Below are 17,157 nucleotides of genomic sequence, written 5' to 3' on the forward strand. Positions count from 1 at the left end.
CAGCTTTGTTCCCGAAACTTTGATGTCAGATCAGGTCTAACCCAAATGTGCCAAAGTGGAAACATCCTTTGATGAGATGTTTCCACGCATGGTACGGCTTCAGCGCCCTCAGGCATTGATGATGCGCTTTTTCCAGTAGCGGATCTGGCGGCGCACTTCCTGCGGCGCGGTGCCGCCGAAGGACTGGCGGCTTTTCACCGATTTCTCAACCGTCAGGAAGCCGAAGACCGCTTCGGTAATGCCCGGATGGATCGACTGAAGGTCTTCCAGCGTGAGTTTTGCCAGATCAACCTTCCTGCTTTCGGCCAGGGCGACGGCGCGACCCGTGACATGATGGGCTTCGCGGAAGGGTAGGCCAAGCTCACGCACCAGCCAGTCGGCCAGATCGGTTGCGGTCGAGTAGCCGGAGCCTGCGGCCTTTTTCATGGCGGCGACATTGATGGTGAGGTCGCGCACCATGCCGGTCATGGCGGCAAGGGCGAGTTCCAGATTTTCGGCGGCGTCGAAAACCTGTTCCTTGTCTTCCTGCATATCCTTGGAATAGGCGAGCGGCAGACCCTTCATGATGGTGAGAAGTGCCACCAGCGAGCCATTGATGCGGCCGGTCTTGGCACGAACGAGTTCAGCCGCGTCCGGATTCTTCTTCTGCGGCATGATCGACGAGCCGGTCGAGAAGGCATCGGACAGGCGCACGAAATTGAACTGCGGCGTTGACCAGATGACGATTTCCTCGGCAAGGCGGGAAAGATGGCTGGCGCAGATTGCGGCAATGGCCAGGAATTCCAGTGCATAGTCGCGATCGGAAACGCTGTCGAGCGAGTTGCGGGTGGGCTCCCGGAAGCCAAGTGCCCTGGCGGTCATGTGGCGGTCGATCGGAAAGCCAGTGCCGGCAAGCGCGGCTGCACCCAGTGGTGATTCGTCCATGCGCACGATTGCATCACGCACGCGGGAGAGATCGCGGCCAAACATTTCGACATAGGCCATGCAATGGTGGCCGAAGGTGACAGGCTGGGCGGTCTGCAGATGGGTGAAGCCCGGCATGACGGTGGCCACATGTTCTTCAGCACGCTCAAGAAAAGCCTCGATCAGCTTTTTCAGGCTGTCGGCAGTCTTTTGCAGCTCCTGCTTGACCCAGAGGCGGAAATCGACCGCCACCTGGTCATTGCGTGAACGTGCGGTGTGCAGGCGGCCGGCAGCAGGGCCGATCAGTTCGGCAAGACGTGCCTCGACATTCATGTGAATGTCTTCCAGCTTGCGCGAGAAGGTGAATTTGCCGTCCTCGATCTCCTTGAGGATGGTTTTCAGTCCCTGTTCGATCTTTTGATGATCTTCTGCCGTAATGATGCCAGTCTTTGCGAGCATGGCAGCATGGGCTAAGGAGCCTTGAATGTCCTGCGCATAGAGCTTGCGGTCGAAATCAATCGATGCATTGATCTCTTCCATGATGGCGTCGGGGCCGGAGGCAAAGCGGCCGCCCCACATCTGGTTGCTTGATTTCTGGTCGTTCATGCTCATATGCCCCGGATGGAAGGTTTGACAAAACACGGGAAGGATAGGCGCGACATGGCGGAAAACAGCGAAAAGACGAAATCGGGTAGCCGCAGGATCGTTCTTCTGGCCGCTCTTGCCGGAGTCATTGCCGGTGTTGCAGCGGTATACGTGATGGAGCAGCCTTCTGGCAATGTCGTTGCCGGCAATGGCGGGACGAAAATTGCTGATTCTTCGTCACAATGTGCTGTTTCTGCCGATGCGCTGAAGGCAATCGATATGGCAGCCACCGGCGCCGTCGCTGCAATGCGCGCGGCAGACAATCCGGTCTCGCTGGAAAATCTCGCCTTTACCGCGCCGGATGGAACCAAGACCACACTTGGCGCCTATCGTGGCAAGACGCTTCTGGTCAATCTCTGGGCGACGTGGTGCGCGCCCTGCCGGGAGGAAATGCCTGCACTCGACAGGTTGCAGGCCGAAAAGGGCGGCGATGACTTCGAAGTGGTAGCGATCAATATCGATACCGGCTCGGATGAAAAGCCAAAGGGCTTTCTGCAGGATATTGGCGTGAAGAATCTGAAGCTCAACCGCGATGCCTCGATGGCAAGCTTCAATGAACTCAAGCGCAAGAATCTGGCATTCGGCCTGCCAGTGACACTGATTGTCGACAGGAATGGCTGCCAGATTGCCGCCATGAATGGCCCGGCGATCTGGGACAGCGCGGAAGCGGCAAAGCTGATCGATACGGCGAGAGGGTTGTGATCAGCTTGTGAAGCCCTCGCGTTTCAGCCGTTCAATGGTCTGATGCAGGGTGGAGAGAAAGGCGGAGCGATCGCGCGGCGAAAAGGGTGGCGGGCCGCCGGTCACGGCACCTGCCGAACGCAGCGAATCCATCAGGTTGCGGGTCGCAAGCGTGTTGCCGATCGTGCTTCTGGTATGCTCGCGCCCATTGGGAGCAATTACGCATGCACCTTTTTCCAAAGCACGGCTGGCAAGCGGAATATCGGCGGTAATGACGATTGCACCGGGGTGGGCATGTTCGGCAATCCAGTCATCCGCCGCATCAAGACTGCCGGAGACAACGACCCGTTCCACCCGCTCTGCATCGCGTGGAATGGCCATATAGCTATTGGCGACCAGCACGACGGCAAGACCGTGGCGCTCTGCCACGCGATAGATTTCGGCCTTGACCGGGCAGGCATCGGCATCGACCAGAATACGGATCTCATTGTTCAGGTTTGTCATGTGCTCTTCTTAGGTGCGCGCGATGCTGAAGGCAAATGACGGTCAGCAAATTGAATGATCCGCTCAAAAGAATGAATTGGACTATTCCCACCGGCCGATATAGTGCGTGCGAAACTTCAGGAAAGTCTGCGCATGCCAATACGCTATTATCCGATCATGTTCGTTCTGCTCTGGGCCACCGGCTTCATCGGTGCGGGCCTGTCCATGCCTTATGCAGAACCGCTCACCTTCATGGCAATGCGCTTTGCCATCGCGGCGGTCATCATGGTGTTGTGGTCTTTGTGGAGCCGCAGCATCTGGCCAAAGGGCTGGGCATTGGTCAATGCGGCAATTGCCGGCTGTCTGATCCACGGCATTTATCTTTCCACCATGTTCTGGGCGGTGCATCGAGGTCTGCCTGCTGGCATGGCAGGGCTGGTGTCGGGGCTTCAGCCGATGATCACCATGATCATGGCAGCCCTTGTTCTGGGCGAGCGGGCAAGTGGCCGGCAATGGTTCGGGCTGGTGGTCGGATTCGGCGGCGTTGCCATGGTGGTCTGGCCGAAATTTTCCGCAAGCGGTGGCGGAGTCGATCCACAGACCATGACCGCCTGTTTCTGTGCCGTTCTGGCCATCAGCCTTGGCACGGTGTGGCAAAAGCGTTTTGGCAGTGCGGGTGATTTGAGGTCGGGCACGGCGGTGCAATATATCGCGGCGGGGATTTTGTGTACCGTTCTTGCCTTTCTGCTTGAAACGCGGGAGGTCGAATGGACGCCGGATCTGATCATTGCGCTGGTCTGGCTGACGCTGGCGCTTTCCATCGGCGCCATTCTGGCGCTTCTGGTGCTGATCCGAGAAGGGGCCATCGCCAAGGTTGCATCATTGTTTTATCTCGTGCCGGGTACGGCGGCGATCCTTGCCTATTTCGTCTTTGGCGAGACGCTGAACCTGGTCCAGATCATCGGCATGGTGGTGACGACGTTTGGTGTGGCAATGGCGACAGCCCGACGCTGATCAGGCCTGTTCGGGCTGCTGTTCGCGATTGCGGAAATTCATGATGGCTGCGTTGAATTCCGCACCGATGATGAAAATGGCCGACAGCATGTAAAGAAAGACGATCGCCACCATGATCGAGGCCAGACCTGCATAGGTGGAGACATAATTGGCGAAAGTGGCAAGATAGGCGGCAAAAGCATAGGCAGCCGCCAGCCAAGCGACGAGTGTGAGCACAATGCCCGGCAGAATGTCGCCAAGGCTGCGCCGTCCAGCCGGAAGCCAGATATGGACGATGAAAAGCGAGGAGACGAGCACGAGGACCGTGATCGTATAGCGCCATGCGGCGATGGTTCCGATATAGCCCTTGAGCTCAGGCACGGATTTGATGATCAGTTTGACGGCCAGAGGGGCGAGAACCAGAAGAAAGCTGATGGCCATCAGGCTGAGCGTGCCAAGCAGGACAAAGCCTAGGCTTTGCAGACGGCAAAACAGGATGGAGCGGCGATCATTAACGCGATAGGCGCGGTTCAGTGCAATGCGCAGCGCTTCCACACCGTTTGAGGCAAAATAGGCCGCCGCAATCACACTCAAGGTCAGAAGGTCTGTGCGCTGAACGGTCAAAACATTCATCACCTCGTGCGCAATGGGGGCTGCGATGTTTTTCGGCCACATGTCGAAAATGACATGCACGGTCGTATTGGCAAATTCCTTGGTGTCGACAAAGCTTGCAAGTGTGGTTGCAAAAATCAGGAATGGAAACAGCGCCATCAGGCTGGAAAGCGCAATATGGCTGGCAAAGGCCCAGCCGTCGTCCGAGCTGAAATGATTGTAGACATCAAGCGTCGTCGTTCGGAGAAAGCGTCTGATATTGCGCATCAGCAGGTTTTCCTCGTTCGTTCCGGGCTGGCGGCGCTGGTCGTTTTCCACTGGGCATTAGCACAAGAACGCAAGGTCATCTATCATATTACGCAGATAAGCATCACATGCAGATGACGAATCAACAATGGGGCAGCAAAGGCGGACCGCATGCAGGATCAATCCGCAAGGCGTACCATCATCATTACCGGCTGTTCGTCCGGCATTGGCGCCTATTGTGCCGAAGCCTTGCATCAGCGCGGCTGGCGGGTTTTTGCCACGGCGCGCAAGGATGAAGATCTTGACGCACTGGCAGCAAAAGGCCTGGAGGCGCATTATCTCGATTATGCCGAGCCGCACTCGATCGCTGCACTGGTCGAGACTGTCATGACGAAAACCGGCGGAAGGCTTGATGCGCTGTTCAACAATGGCGCCTATGCCCAGCCCGGTGCGGTGGAAGATCTGCCGGTGGATGCGCTGCGGGCGCAGTTTGAGGCCAATTTCTTTGGCTGGCATGATCTGACGCGGCGCATCATCCCCGTCATGCGCGCACAGGGGCATGGCCGCATTGTCCATTGCTCGTCCATTCTGGGACTGGTGCCGATGAAATGGCGCGGTGCCTATGTGGCGTCGAAATTTGCGCTGGAAGGGCTGATGCTTGCAGCGCGCATGGAACTAGAAGGCTCCGGCATATCGGTTTCAATGATTGAGCCGGGGCCGATTGCCTCCCGCTTTACCTATAATGCGGCGTCGCATGCGCGGCGCAATATTGATATGGAAGCGTCGGTTCATCGCGCGCTTTATGCACGGCAGATGGCAAAACTCGAATCGGGCGGCACGAAATCGAAGAACAAGCTTGGCCCCGACGCGGTCTATAAGGTACTGATGCATGCGCTGGAAGCGCCGCGCCCACGCCCGCATTATCTGGTGACGCGGCCGGCAAGGCTTGGCGTGCTGGCCAGGCGGCTGCTGCCGTCGCGCTGGCTTTACCGCGTGCTGTCTGATCAGTCATGATGGTGCAAGCAAGGGCGTTGATGGGACGGGGAGGAGAGGACTATGGGCATCTTGTTTAAAGCGGCTGCGATGCTTGCCATGGCAGCCATTGTGATTGTTCTGATGATTGGCCTGCGCAATATGGTGCGTGGCGGTGATGGGAATTTCTCCAACAAGATGATGCAATTGCGCGTCATGTTGCAGTTTCTGGCGCTTTTGTTGATCGTCGGGGCGCTTTATTTTGCACGCCAGAGCGGCGGATGAGGAACAATGGTAAAACTCAACAAGATCTATACCCGCACGGGTGATGACGGCACGACCGGCCTTGGCGATGGACAGCGCCGCCGCAAGGATGACCTGCGCGTGGAAGCATTTGGCACGGTGGACGAGGCCAATTCCTGCATCGGCATGGCGCGGCTTTATACAGGCGGCGAAGGCAATCCCCATCATGAACTCGATCAGATGCTGGGGCGCATCCAGAATGATCTGTTCGACCTTGGCGCTGATCTGTGTACGCCGGATGATGGCAAGCCCTTGTCTTATGAACCGCTGCGCATTGTTCCGGCACAGGTTGCGCGGCTTGAGGCCGAGATTGATCTGATGAATGCGCGGTTGCAGCCGCTGCGCTCCTTCATCCTGCCGGGCGGATCGTCTGCCGCTGCCGCCCTGCATGTGGCGCGGACGGTTGTGCGGCGGGCAGAACGCTTGATGGTGGCGCTTTCCCGCACCGAGGGCGAGGTCGTGTCGGCGGCCGCATTGCAATATATCAACCGCCTGTCCGACTTCCTTTTCGTTGCCGCCCGTATCGTCAATGACGATGGCACAAAGGATGTGCTCTGGGTGCCGGGACTGAACCGTTAACGTTGCAGAAAAGGCGGAAACCGGTCTTCTGTCCGCAACCGCGAAAACAATATGCCAGAGCGTTCAGGGTTTGCGTGACATTCTGGATTGTGCCGGGCATGATTGATCGCCCCATTGTCGCGCAATGGGGCAATCACGAGGAAACAGTCAGTTTTCCGTCAAATCTGCATACACCCATTGCGCAACTATCGAGCGGTCAGGCCATGCGCAGATGGAATAATGTTGTCGCAATATATTTACAATTTAATCGATATAGCATGTCCTCAATCATTGACGTTAACGTCTGCCATCTTTAACTTTCGGCGCAGTTCCTGGCAGGGGAGGAGGCGGAGTTTTAAAAAACATTCGTGCAGCTCCGCCAGTCATTCTATCGGGTTTTCGGTGCAGCGTGAGGGCTGCGTGTTTCAAAGAGGTGGTTTCGGATGAAAGTCCTAGTCGCGGTCAAGCGGGTTGTTGATTACAACGTCAAGATCCGGGTCAAAACGGACGGATCGGGCGTTGAACTTGCCAATGTCAAGATGTCGATGAACCCGTTTGACGAAATCGCAGTAGAAGAAGCGATCCGGCTCAAGGAAGCAGGCAAGGTAACGGAAATCGTTGTCGTGTCGATTGGCCCGGCTCAGGCTCAGGAAACCCTGCGCACGGCGCTGGCCATGGGGGCTGATCGCGCGATCCTCGTCAAGACCGATGAAACGGTTGAGCCGCTTGGCGTTGCCAAGGTTCTCAAGGGCGTTGTCGAAGCCGAAAAGCCAGACCTTGTCTTCCTCGGCAAGCAGGCCATTGATGATGACTGCAACCAGACCGGCCAGATGCTCTCGGCGCTGCTCAACTGGAGCCAGGCCACCTTTGCTTCGAAGGTTGAGCTGGGCGATGGTTCGGCAAAGGTAACGCGTGAGGTTGATGGTGGCCTGCAGACGATTGAAGTCAAGCTGCCTGCTATTGTCACGGTCGACCTTCGCCTCAACGAACCACGCTATGCGTCGCTGCCAAACATCATGAAGGCCAAGAAGAAGCCGCTTGATGAAAAGACGCCGGCTGATTTCGGTGCGGATATTGCGCCGCGTCTGAAAGTGCTCAAGACCGAAGAACCGGGAGGCCGCAAGGCTGGCGTCAAGGTTGGTTCGGTTGGCGAACTGGTTGAAAAGCTCAAGGCTGAAGGCCTGATCTAAGATATTCGGAAAGGATACGACAATGGCTATTCTTCTTGTTGCCGAACATGACAATGCAACCCTTTCCGACCAGACCGCAAAGGCGTTGACGGCTGCTGCCAGGATTGGCGGCGAGATCGATATTCTGGTTGCTGGTCAGGGTGCCAAGGCTGCTGCTGAAGCGGCTGCCAAGCTCAGCGGCGTTCGCAAGGTTCTGCTGGCTGAAGGCGATCAGCTGGCCAATGGCCTTGCCGAGCCGGTTGCGGCACTTATCGTTGAACTGGCTGGCAATTACGACACGATCATTGCGCCTGCGACGACGTCTGCCAAGAACATCCTGCCGCGCGTTGCAGCCCTGCTTGACGTGATGCAGGTTTCTGAAATCATGGAAGTGATTTCGGCCGATACGTTCAAGCGCCCGATCTATGCCGGCAATGCGATCCAGACGGTGCAGACCACCGATGGCAAGAAGGTCATTACGGTGCGCACGGCTTCCTTCCAGGCGACCGGCGAAGGCGGTTCGGCTGCCATTGAGACCATCTCGGCTCCGGCAGATCCGGCGCTGTCGCGCTTTGTTGAAAATGCGCTGTCGGCCTCGGATCGTCCGGAACTGACCTCGGCCAAGATCATCGTATCGGGTGGGCGTGCGCTGGGTTCGGCAGAAAAGTTCAAGGAAATCATCCTTCCGGTTGCCGACAAGCTGGGCGCTGCGGTTGGCGCAAGCCGCGCGGCGGTTGATGCCGGCTATGCACCGAATGACTGGCAGGTTGGACAGACAGGCAAGGTGGTTGCGCCCGAACTTTATATCGCAGTCGGAATTTCCGGCGCGATCCAGCATCTTGCCGGCATGAAGGACAGCCGCGTCATCGTCGCCATCAACAAGGACGAAGAGGCCCCGATCTTCCAGGTGGCCGATTATGGCTTGGTGGGGGATCTGTTCACCATCATGCCAGAGCTGGAAAAGGCACTCTGATCATTGCAAAAGCGGCAGTTTCCTGCCGCTTTTGTCTTATGGCGCAGGACGAGCCGGCAATGTTCAGGACAGATGCAGGCTTTGTCCGGGATAAAGGCCTGTTATTCCATTATCTTGGGGCAGTTTCAGGAAACCGGGGCAAGCTTTCCGTCCAGGGCTGCGTTAAGGCAATTCGAGGCAGCGCTGTTTCTGTGGCGTTGAAATGGCTATACTCGATCAGAACATGATCGAGCAGTTAATACAGGGAGTTCGGACAGTGGCGATCAAGACAGTAGGTGTGATCGGTGCGGGGCAGATGGGTGGCGGCATTGCCCATGTTTGCGCATTGGCTGGTTATGAAGTTCTGCTGCATGATGCGGCACCAGACCGGCTGGAGAAGGGTATTGCCACCATCAATGGCAATATGGCGCGTCAGGTTGCTTCCGGCAAGCTGCAGGAAGATGAACGCAGTGCCGCCCTGAGCCGGATCCGTCCTGCCGAATCCGTGCAGGATCTGGCCGGTGTTGACCTTGCCATTGAGGCTGCGACGGAAGACGAAACCATCAAGCGCAAGATCTTTGCCTCGCTTTGCCCAATTCTCAATCCGCAGGCAATTCTGGCAACCAACACGTCCTCGATCTCGATCACACGTCTGGCGTCGACCACGGATCGCCCGGAACGCTTCATTGGCATCCATTTCATGAATCCGGTGCCGGTGATGAAGCTGGTCGAGCTGGTACGCGGTATTGCGACCGATGACGAAACCTTCGCGCGTGCGCAGGCATTTGTCACCAGCCTCGGCAAGACGGTCACGGTCGCTGAAGATTTCCCGGCCTTTATCGTCAACCGCATCCTTCTGCCGATGATCAATGAGGCGATCTATACGCTTTATGAAGGTGTTGGCAGTGTCGAAGCGATTGATACGGCGATGAAGCTGGGCGCAAACCACCCGATGGGCCCGTTGCAGCTGGCCGACTTTATCGGTCTTGATACCTGCCTGTCGATCATGCAGGTGCTGCATGATGGTCTGGCGGATTCGAAATATCGTCCATGCCCGCTTCTGGTCAAATATGTCGAGGCAGGCTGGCTTGGCCGCAAGACCGGCCGTGGTTTCTATGATTATCGCGGCGAGACGCCGGTTCCGACCCGCTGATTGTGGGCGTTTTGCACACAGCGCACAAGGATCAGACCGGCCCATTCAGGGGCCGGTTTTTTCATGACGGGGGAAGCTGTTTCCTATCAGATTTCACGGGCTGTTTATATTAAAACACTGTTAACCCTAGTGATTCAGTGATTGTTCATCTCTTGAAGGTAAAGTTTTCTTTAAGATGTTCAGGTAATCGATCATTGCACCGTGCATTGCATCGTGCCGGTAGCGATGATGGCTTGGCATCGCAAATTTCTTGTGAAGGTGAAGACGATGAGCATTCTTGTTCAGCTGCGTGACACCGTAAATGTCATCCGTGAATTTGTCGCACCGAGCTACCGTCCGGAACGCCATTACATGCGTGGACCTGGTCCTGCTTGCGCTGCGCGTAGCGGACGTTGATCGATTCTCAGATCGAAGCGGCAATGAAAAAGCCAGAGCAACGGGGTGCTCTGGCTTTTGGTTTATGCATGTCGCGCACAACCGGACACCGGTTTTGCGCGACATGCCTTGTCTTGGATCATTCCAGACCTTCAAACAGGGCCGTCGACAGATAGCGTTCGGCGAAGGACGGAATGATGACGACGATATTCTTGCCCGCGTTTTCCGGACGGCGGCCGATTTCAACCGCGGCGGTGAGGGCTGCACCAGAGGAAATGCCGACCGGAATGCCTTCAACGCGCGCGATCAGGCGGGCATTGGCAAAGGCGTCTTCGTTGGAAACCGTAATGATTTCATCATAAACGCTGGTGTCGAGCGTTTTGGGCGCAAAGCCGGCGCCGATGCCCTGGATCTTGTGTGGGCCGGGTGTGCCGCCGGAAAGAACCGGAGAATCCTTTGGTTCAACCGCGACAACCTTGAAGGATGGCTTGCGCTGCTTGATGACCTGACCGACGCCGGTGATGGTGCCGCCAGTACCGATACCGGAAATCAGGATATCGACATCGCCATTGGTGTCGTTCCAGATTTCCTCTGCCGTGGTACGGCGGTGGATTTCCGGATTGGCAGGGTTTTCAAACTGCTGCGGAATGATCGCATCCGGATTGCCCTCGGCAATGGCCTCTGCTTCGGCAATCGCACCCTTCATGCCCTTGGCGCCTTCGGTCAGCACCAGCTCGGCGCCCAGAAGCTTCAGCAGCTTGCGGCGTTCAAGCGACATGGTTTCCGGCATGGTAAGGATCAGGCGATAGCCCTTGGCTGCGGCAGCAAAGGCCAGCGCGATGCCGGTATTGCCAGAGGTCGGCTCGACAAAAACCGTCTTGCCCGGAACAGCCTTGCCCTGTGCCTCAAGCGCCTCGATCAGCGCCAGACCGATACGGTCCTTGACGCTGGCAAGTGGATTGAAGAATTCGAGCTTGACCAGAAGATTGGCAACGACGCCCTTTTCCTTGGCGAACTTGTTGATGCGCACCAATGGCGTATTGCCGATCGTGTCGAGAATGGAGTCGTAGATACGGCCGCGACCCGCAGTTTCGCCGCCTTTGAAGCCAACGGGCTTGTTCATGACATGGTCTCCCTTTGAGTTGGACGGATTTTAAGGGCAAACACTGCGAAAGCATAGCGGATTACATGCAGGCTTGCGGTAATAATTAGAAATTAATTCTAATATTGTATAAAAACAAGAAATTCATTCTGCTGTCTTTCCGTGATGCCGGTCGTCGCCGGAATGATAATGCGCAAAAACGCATCGTGGCAGAACATGGTTCCAAATGCCCAGCTGCCCGACCTTCAAGGCCGTTCAGCATTTCGCACATTCGTCTTTACGTCTTGCGCATTTCTGATTGATCCGCGTCAATGCAGTATGCTTTTGTTCCATGCAGAATTTCAAAAAACACATCAGCTGGAGAGAGCCATGTACAAGAAAATTCTGGTCGCAACCGATGGATCAGAACTTGCGGGTAAGGGGGAAGATCAGGCGTTGGCGCTGGCCAAGGAGCTTAACGCAAAGCTCATCTTCGTTTCGGTAACCGAACTGCTGCCGTCCTATGGCATTGTCGTTGCAGCCGAATGGGCATCAAGTCCGGTGGCGTTTCAGGAATATAGCGAGGCGGTTGCCAAGGCGGCCAATGAGCTTCTCGCCAAGGCCAAGGCCAAAGCCGATGCTGCTGGTGTGGAAGCTGAAACGCTTCATGTCGAAAACCAGTCGCCGGCTCAGGGCATTGTCAAGGCAGCGCAGGAAAAGGGCTGCGATCTGATCGTCATTGCATCGCATGGCCGTCGCGGCGTCAACAAGCTGCTGCTGGGCAGCCAGGCTGCCGAAGTTCTGTCCTACAGCACGGTTCCGGTTCTTGTCGTCAAGTAACAACATTTCGGCGCAGACATGGCCCTTCCGTACAGGTGTGCGGAGGGGTTTTGTTTGGCCAACAGAAAGCGCAATTATTTTAGTATTTCTGGCTTTCTCATGTCGGCCACACGTGTTTTGATAATAAAGGGGTAGAGTTGCATAAATTACGTTTTGTTGGCGTTGCTTTGTTTGCGGTTTTTTCTGCATGCAACTCCAACGGACGGGATGACATGCCGGAAATCCGTACAGCCGCGCGGTACAGAAAGGCGGACATGCGGCAGAGCTGAAGCTGGCTGACCAATATGCGGCACGTATCAGAGCAGGGACAGGGTTGATGCGGATGACAGGAAACTGACCGATATAGGCGAGATGGTTCTGCAGGATCGCAAGAACTGTTACGCGCTGAACCTTACGGGCAGCCGGTGCGCGATGGCGTTGAATACAAGGCCCAGAACGCAGACGTCATATCAGCGTGCGCCTCTATCAGGACGGGACACATAATGGCCGTATCGTCGATCTTTCCGAATTCCTTATATTCCGCGCTAAATTGCGACATCTTCATTTTTGCCATGGCGAGTTCCGGGACAAGCGGCAGGCTGGCATTCAACGGCAAGTTTTGTGCATGAAACGGCAGCGATCTTCAATGAAACGCGGTTTCGTAGCCTCCTGCCTCGGATCGGCAGGCACCCAGGGCTTGTGATCTCTGTTTGCGATTTGAATGAAAAATGTCAGACGGGAAAGAGTGGTGCGGGTGGTCGGAATCGAACCGACACTCCTTTCGGAACCGGATTTTGAGTCCGGCGCGTCTACCAGTTCCACCACACCCGCACAGTGCCGCATCAGCAGCTTGATATGACCCGACAGGGAACAACGCGACGGGATATATCGGCTAATTTGGCTTTGGTCAATCGCCTTGCTGTGCCCGTTGATTGCAGTTCTGCCAGTTGGCAGGAAAAAGCCCCGGTCGAAACGATCCAGGGCTTTCGTTCTTTGGAATCATGTTCTTATTGCAAAAGCAGCACCCATTTCGGTGAGGCATGTATTTGCAGTCATATGCCTTTGTCCCAAAACCGGTTCCCGCTTTTGGGAGGCATGACTTTTTCGCATGCCTTTGCCCCAAAACCGGTTCCCACTTTTGGGAGGCATGCGTTAGTCAAACGCACCGTGGCAGTGCTTGTATTTTTTGCCAGAGCCGCATGGGCAGAGCTCGTTACGGCTGATCTTGCCCCATGTGCGCGGGTCGGTCGGGTCACGTTCCGCTGGCGGCACGATGCGCTCATCCTGCAGGTGTTCGGCCCATGCAGATTCATCGAAATCGTTTTCGCCGGTCGTGCTGTCGATATGAACGCCAGACATTGGTGGCAATTCAGGCTCAGGCGGCGTTTCACGCACGATTTCAACGCGCATCAGCTGGCTTGTGACCACTTCGCGCAAATTGGAAAGCAGCGCCTGGAACAGTTCGAACGCTTCGGTCTTGTATTCGTTCAGCGGATCGCGCTGGGCATAGCCGCGGAAGCCGACAACCGAACGCAGATGGTCAAGATTGACCAGATGCTCGCGCCACAGATTGTCGAGCGACTGCATGATCACGGACTTTTCGATATAGTTCATGATCTGCGGGCCAAAGCGTTCGGCACGCTCGGCTGCAGCCTTGTCGGCGGCTTCCTTGATGCGCGTTTCAAACTCTTCCTCGGCGATGCCTTCTTCCTTGGCCCATTCCTCGACCGGCAGGTCGAGATTGAGCTTCTGGGCAATGTCCTTCTTCAGGCCGGCAATGTCCCATTTTTCGGCATAGGCATCCTTCGGAATGCGCAGCGCAACCATGTCCTCGATGGTTTCGTCGCGCATTTCCTTGACGACTTCCGTCAGATCCTGCTCGTCCATCATTTCCAGACGCTGTTCAAAGATCACCTTGCGCTGATCATTCATCACATCGTCATATTTGAGCAGGTTCTTGCGGATTTCGAAGTTGCGGGCCTCGACTTTCTTCTGTGCCTTTTCCAGCGCCTTGTTGATCCAGGGATGGACGATGGCTTCGTCTTCCTTCAGACCGAGCTTCTGCAGCATGCCATCCATGCGGTCAGAGCCGAAGATGCGCATCAGATCATCCTGCAGCGACAGGAAGAATTTCGAGCGGCCAGGATCGCCCTGACGGCCAGAACGGCCACGCAACTGGTTGTCGATGCGACGGCTTTCATGGCGTTCGGTTGCCAGAACATAGAGGCCGCCGGCGGCCAGCGCCTGTTCCTTCAGTCTGGCGACATCGGCCTTGATCGCCTCGATCTTTGCGTCGCGTTCAGGGCCTTCCGGCATGTCGGCCAGTTCCTGTTTCACGCGCATTTCGACATTGCCGCCGAGCTGGATGTCGGTACCACGGCCAGCCATGTTGGTGGCGATGGTGATTGCGCCCGGAACACCGGCCTGTGCGATGATATAGGCTTCCTGCTCGTGATAGCGGGCATTCAGAACCTGGAAGTTCTTGATGCCCTCACGGCGCAGGCGCTCGGCCAGAAGTTCCGATTTTTCAATCGAGGTCGTGCCAACAAGGATCGGCTGGCCCTTTTCATGCGCTGCGCGGATTTCGCGCACGATGGCACGGTATTTTTCTTCGGCGGTACGATAGACTTCGTCCGATTCATCAATCCGCTTGACCGGAAGATTGGTCGGGATTTCCGTCACTTCCAGATTGTAGATATTGGCGAACTCTTCCGCTTCCGTGGCCGCCGTACCGGTCATGCCGGCCAGCTTTTCATACATGCGGAAATAGTTCTGGAAGGTGATCGAAGCCAGTGTCTGGTTTTCCGGCTGGATCGGCACATGTTCCTTGGCTTCCAGCGCCTGATGCAGGCCTTCCGAATAGCGGCGGCCCGGCATCATGCGTCCGGTAAATTCGTCAATGATGATGATTTCACCATTGCGGACGATATAGTCTTTGTCGCGCTGGAACAGGTGATGGGCGCGCAGCGCATTGTTCAGGTGATGGACAACGGCTACGTTTTCAATGTCATACAGGCTTTCGCCCTTGAGATAACCGGCCTCGGCAAGCAGCTTTTCGACCTTTTCCGTACCGGCTTCGGTAAAGATGGCCGTCTTCTGCTTCTCATCGATCTCATAATCTTCCGGAGTGAGCGGCGGAATGAAGGTATCGATGAGGTTGTAGAAGTCCGAGCGGTCTTCCAGCGGGCCCGAAATGATGAGCGGGGTGCGAGCCTCGTCGATGAGGATCGAGTCCACCTCGTCAACGATGGCATAGTGATGGCCGCGCTGCACCATCTGGCCGCGCTCATATTTCATGTTGTCGCGCAGATAGTCGAAGCCCAGTTCGTTGTTGGTGGCATAGGTGATGTCGCAGGCATAGGCCGCCTTGCGCTCTTCATCATCCAGGCCATGCTTGATGACACCGACGGAAAGCCCCAGGAAATTATAAAGCTTTCCCATGGTTTCCGCGTCACGCGTGGCAAGATAGTCATTGACCGTGACGACATGCACGCCCTTGCCGGTCAGCGCATTGAGATAGACCGGCAAAGTCGCCATCAGCGTCTTGCCTTCACCGGTGCGCATTTCTGCAATGCCGCGCTCATGCAGAACCATGCCACCGATCAGCTGCACGTCGAATGGCCGCATGCCAAGCACGCGCTTGGCCGCTTCGCGCACTGTGGCAAAGGCATCGGGCAAAAGGGCGTCGAGCGATTTTCCTTCAGCCAGCGCCTGACGGAATTCTGCCGTCTTGGCCTGAAGCTGTTCATTCGAAAGGGATTCGTAATTCTTCTCAAGCGCGGTGATCTGGTTCGCACGTGCCCGCAGCGCCTTGACGCGGCGGTCGTTGGATGAACCGAATATCCTGCGGGCGAGGCCGCCAAAGCTGACCATTCCTGGTCCTTTCCTGTCCGTTCTGCCGGGTTATGTGCCGGCTGTGTCGTATGCTTCTATTACGCGTATCGAAACAAATGCAAGAAAACAGCGCAGGCATGCTGCCGGGAAACATGGTTCCGGCGCAAATCCGCCGCCGCTTACTGGACGCAAGGTCAAAGGACAGATAAGAGTGGGCATGAGCGATGTCAACGTCACTCGATCGACCGGGAAAGCTTAATATTACAGCCCATAAGCGTTATCCGGGCGAAATTCCGCCGCATTCATCGGGACGGTAGATGGTCTCGAAGGAGAGATCTTATATGCACGCCATTCTCAAACAATCATTTCGCATGACCCTTGCAGCTCTTGCAGCCTCCACGGTGCTGGCCGGTTTTGTCAGTAGCGCTGCCTTGGCGCAGGACGCCGCCAAGCCTGCCGATGCTGCCCAGAGCGCGGAACAGGTCGATCCGGCCAAGGTTCTGGCAACGGTAAACGGTCAGCCCATTACGGCTGGCGAGGTTGATCAGGCCGCAAGCGACCTGGATCCGCAATTTGCACGTCTTCCGGTCGAACAGCGTCGTCTGGCTGCCCTGGCAGCCCTGATCGACATCAAGGCGTTTTCTTCTGAAGCTGTAAAGGCAAAGCTCGACCAGACGCCGGAATTCAAGGCGCGGATGGAATTCCTGCGTGAACGGGCGCTGCACAATGAATATTTCAAGGATCAGATCGTCGACAAGATTTCTGATGATGATGTGCGGGCGCGTTATGACAAGGAAATCGCAGCCCTGCCGCCGCAGGTCGAGGTTCGTGCGCGTCATATCCTGGTGAAGAGCAAGGAAGAAGCCGAAGACATCATCAAGAAGCTTGAAGGTGGCGCCAAGTTCGAGGATCTCGCCAAGGAAAAGTCGACCGATGGTTCGGCGGCAAGCGGCGGTGATCTTGGCTATTTCAGCGAAGGCCAGATGGTACCAGAATTCGAAAAGGCCGCCTTTGCGCTCAAGCCGGGTGAATATACCAAGGAGCCGGTGCAGACGCAGTTTGGCTATCACGTTATCCAGCTTGAAGACCGCCGCACCAAGCAGCCACCTTCATTCGATGATGTGAAGGATCAGGTGCGCTCGATCATTCTGCGCGAACGCTATGTGGATGCGCTGAAGAAACTGCGTGAAGGCATGAAGATCGAATACAAGGATCCGGCCATCGACAAGGCAATGAAGGAAGCCGCGGCCGCACAGGCCGAAGCGGAACAGGGCGAAGAAGCCCAGCAGTAGGTTCCTTGAGATCGTCGCCCCGGAAACCAGCGGTTTTCGGGGCGTTTTTCATTGCCTGCAACTAATTTTCTTGATTTTGCGCGCCA

General features: G+C 56.3%; 16 protein-coding genes and 1 tRNA gene. 10 read left to right on the top strand and 7 right to left on the bottom strand.

Annotated features, from left to right (window positions below):
• Window positions 1–108: 108 nt before the first annotated feature.
• On the bottom strand, window positions 109–1,509 hold the full coding sequence (gene argH, locus ACFO1V_RS15295) for an argininosuccinate lyase (RefSeq protein ID WP_374830729.1): 1,401 nt from the start codon (window positions 1,507–1,509) through the stop codon (window positions 109–111).
• A 54-nt stretch (window positions 1,510–1,563) separates the two neighbouring features.
• Here argH and tlpA point away from each other — a divergent pair, with 54 nt between their 5' ends.
• Window positions 1,564–2,250 carry a thiol:disulfide interchange protein TlpA gene (gene tlpA, locus ACFO1V_RS15300; protein ID WP_374830731.1) on the top strand — a complete coding sequence of 229 codons (687 nt, stop codon included), beginning with the start codon at window positions 1,564–1,566 and terminating at the stop codon, window positions 2,248–2,250.
• Here tlpA and ACFO1V_RS15305 read toward each other — a convergent pair whose 3' ends face one another.
• Window positions 2,251–2,733: a YaiI/YqxD family protein gene (locus ACFO1V_RS15305; RefSeq protein ID WP_374830733.1), complete on the bottom strand. Its 483-nt coding sequence runs from the start codon at window positions 2,731–2,733 to the stop codon at window positions 2,251–2,253.
• Between the two features lie 132 nt (window positions 2,734–2,865).
• On the opposite strand from ACFO1V_RS15305, the gene ACFO1V_RS15310 reads away from it, so the two are divergent.
• Window positions 2,866–3,726 (top strand): DMT family transporter, encoded by an 861-nt coding sequence (locus ACFO1V_RS15310; RefSeq protein ID WP_374830735.1) that lies wholly within the window; start codon window positions 2,866–2,868, stop codon window positions 3,724–3,726.
• Here ACFO1V_RS15310 and ACFO1V_RS15315 read toward each other — a convergent pair whose 3' ends face one another.
• A complete protein-coding gene (locus ACFO1V_RS15315; RefSeq protein ID WP_374830737.1) occupies window positions 3,727–4,584 on the bottom strand; it encodes a YihY/virulence factor BrkB family protein in 858 nt (285 codons plus the stop codon). It abuts the gene before it with no gap.
• Window positions 4,585–4,734: 150 nt separating this feature from the next.
• Between ACFO1V_RS15315 and ACFO1V_RS15320 the strand changes: the two genes are divergently transcribed.
• The 6 genes from ACFO1V_RS15320 to ACFO1V_RS15345 all read left to right on the top strand — a co-directional run bounded on the left by ACFO1V_RS15320 (window position 4,735) and on the right by ACFO1V_RS15345 (window position 9,670).
• The gene (locus tag ACFO1V_RS15320) at window positions 4,735–5,577 is read left to right on the top strand and encodes an SDR family oxidoreductase (protein ID WP_374830739.1); all 843 of its coding nucleotides are present in this window, start codon (window positions 4,735–4,737) and stop codon (window positions 5,575–5,577) included.
• 42 nt (window positions 5,578–5,619) lie between these two features.
• Window positions 5,620–5,820, top strand: a complete 201-nt coding sequence (locus tag ACFO1V_RS15325; RefSeq protein WP_374830741.1) for a twin transmembrane helix small protein — start codon at window positions 5,620–5,622, stop codon at window positions 5,818–5,820.
• 6 nt (window positions 5,821–5,826) lie between these two features.
• On the top strand, window positions 5,827–6,417 hold the full coding sequence (locus ACFO1V_RS15330) for a cob(I)yrinic acid a,c-diamide adenosyltransferase (RefSeq protein WP_374830743.1): 591 nt from the start codon (window positions 5,827–5,829) through the stop codon (window positions 6,415–6,417).
• 422 nt (window positions 6,418–6,839) lie between these two features.
• A complete protein-coding gene (locus ACFO1V_RS15335) occupies window positions 6,840–7,586 on the top strand; it encodes an electron transfer flavoprotein subunit beta/FixA family protein (RefSeq protein ID WP_374830745.1) in 747 nt (248 codons plus the stop codon).
• A gap of 22 nt (window positions 7,587–7,608) precedes the next feature.
• Window positions 7,609–8,538 carry an electron transfer flavoprotein subunit alpha/FixB family protein gene (locus tag ACFO1V_RS15340; protein WP_374830747.1) on the top strand — a complete coding sequence of 310 codons (930 nt, stop codon included), beginning with the start codon at window positions 7,609–7,611 and terminating at the stop codon, window positions 8,536–8,538.
• 256 nt (window positions 8,539–8,794) lie between these two features.
• A complete protein-coding gene (locus tag ACFO1V_RS15345; protein ID WP_374830810.1) occupies window positions 8,795–9,670 on the top strand; it encodes a 3-hydroxybutyryl-CoA dehydrogenase in 876 nt (291 codons plus the stop codon).
• 514 nt (window positions 9,671–10,184) lie between these two features.
• Here the strand turns inward: ACFO1V_RS15345 and cysK are convergent.
• Complete coding sequence (gene cysK, locus ACFO1V_RS15350; protein ID WP_374830751.1) at window positions 10,185–11,168, bottom strand: cysteine synthase A; 984 nt, start codon at window positions 11,166–11,168, stop codon at window positions 10,185–10,187.
• A 348-nt stretch (window positions 11,169–11,516) separates the two neighbouring features.
• On the opposite strand from cysK, the gene ACFO1V_RS15355 reads away from it, so the two are divergent.
• Window positions 11,517–11,966, top strand: a complete 450-nt coding sequence (locus ACFO1V_RS15355) for a universal stress protein (RefSeq protein WP_374830753.1) — start codon at window positions 11,517–11,519, stop codon at window positions 11,964–11,966.
• Between the two features lie 391 nt (window positions 11,967–12,357).
• Here the strand turns inward: ACFO1V_RS15355 and ACFO1V_RS15360 are convergent, their stop codons facing one another.
• The 3 genes from ACFO1V_RS15360 to secA form a co-directional block, all read right to left on the bottom strand.
• Window positions 12,358–12,519, bottom strand: coding sequence for a hypothetical protein (locus ACFO1V_RS15360; RefSeq protein WP_374830755.1), 162 nt, complete (start codon window positions 12,517–12,519; stop codon window positions 12,358–12,360).
• 172 nt (window positions 12,520–12,691) lie between these two features.
• Window positions 12,692–12,776, bottom strand: a tRNA-Leu gene (locus ACFO1V_RS15365).
• A 321-nt stretch (window positions 12,777–13,097) separates the two neighbouring features.
• Window positions 13,098–15,818, bottom strand: a complete 2,721-nt coding sequence (secA, locus tag ACFO1V_RS15370; RefSeq protein WP_374830757.1) for a preprotein translocase subunit SecA — start codon at window positions 15,816–15,818, stop codon at window positions 13,098–13,100.
• A 302-nt stretch (window positions 15,819–16,120) separates the two neighbouring features.
• Between secA and ACFO1V_RS15375 the strand changes: the two genes are divergently transcribed.
• Window positions 16,121–17,071 (top strand): peptidylprolyl isomerase, encoded by a 951-nt coding sequence (locus ACFO1V_RS15375; RefSeq protein ID WP_374830759.1) that lies wholly within the window; start codon window positions 16,121–16,123, stop codon window positions 17,069–17,071.
• The last annotated feature ends 86 nt before the right edge of the window (window positions 17,072–17,157 follow it).

The organism is Daeguia caeni, assembly GCF_042653845.1.
In the GTDB taxonomy this organism is placed as follows: Bacteria; Pseudomonadota; Alphaproteobacteria; order Rhizobiales; family Rhizobiaceae; genus Brucella; species Brucella caeni.